Annotated in this window: 1 protein-coding gene; it reads right to left on the minus strand. The window is 64.5% G+C overall.

All coding sequences use genetic code 11. From position 1 onward, the window contains the following. The coding region (locus tag FVE66_RS20255; RefSeq protein WP_161993351.1) for an Ig-like domain-containing protein at positions 1–1,282 on the minus strand (1,282 nt) is incomplete at both ends.

Genomic DNA, 1,282 nt, shown 5'->3' on the forward strand with positions numbered 1-1,282 from the left:
CGGTGAACTCGAAGCCGTCGCCATCCAGGTCGACCGCGACCGGCGTGCTGCCGCCACGCACGAGATCGGGCATCGGCGGCAGGTAGGGGCCGTAGTGCGGCACGGTGACCGATGCGATGCTGCTGGCGCCGTGCGGGTCGGTGACGCTGACGCGGAACACGTCGCTGGCCGGATAGATGCCCTGCTCGGGCATGTAACCGGGGTAGTAGAGCGTCCCGCCTCTGATTCCGGCGTAGTTGCCCTCTACCACCAGCCGCTCGCCCGGCACGCCGGGCTCATGCCAGGTGGTGTACTGGAATGAGCCGTCTGCATTCAGGCTCACCGCACCGTATTGCGGCTGGCTGACGATCGCATAGCGCAGCGAGGAAGCGGGATCATCGGCATCCATGCCCTGCATCCACACCTTGCCCGTGTATTCGGTGGCGATCGGCTCGTTGTAGTAGGCGACATTGTATTGACCGGGTTCCGGATTGAGCACCAGTGTCTTGACGAGCTCGTTGTTGCCGTCAAAGTCGTAGCGGATGCCGTAAGGCTGGTAGATCGGCCGGCCTGCGGTGGTGTAGAAGCCGTAGCCATTCTCGTCGAGCGCCTTGAAGACGCCCTCGGTATGGCCATAGACCGGCCTCGACTCCTGCAGCGTGCCCGCAAGTCGCGGGGCGTCGTTCACCCCTTTCAGCGTGACGTCGACCGTTCCGTTTCCTTGCTGTCCATTCTCCGCCTGCGCCACATAGTCGAAGCCGGCGTCTTCGCCGTCATAGTCCGCCTCCGGCAGGAAGTGCACGAAGCCGTTGACATCGACGAAGCCCGTGCCGTGACGCAAGCCGGTCAGGCCGGTGACGACCATCGGCCGCCCGGCAATGCCACCCAGCAGGTCGTTGGCCGTCAGGTCGGCGCCATTGACAATGATCTCGACATCTTCGATGCCGGTGACGCCATCGCGGTTCGGCTCGACTGCGGTCTTGTCGTCGATGCGGGTGACCAGCAGCGACAGATGCCCGTTCTCGCTGGCCTGGATCAGGATGCCTTCGTTGACGACGGTGACGCGCGTTCCCTCGCGGTCTGCCTCCAGATCGGGGCTGGCCAGTTGCTTGCGCTGTCCGTCGTCGGTGTAGGTGCCCATGGCGTAGTTCAGTTCGGTCACGCCAAGGGCATCCAGTCCCTGGACCTCGTCGGCATCCTGCGCGCCATCCTGGTCGCGGTCGCGCCACACTTTCAGTTCGCTCCAGACCGGATCGATTGCGCTGAGCCTGCCGTCGTAGTTCGAATCGACCCAGGCCATGCC

This window comes from Lacisediminimonas profundi, assembly GCF_008831265.1.
GTDB lineage: Bacteria > Pseudomonadota > Gammaproteobacteria > Burkholderiales > Burkholderiaceae_D > Lacisediminimonas > Lacisediminimonas profundi.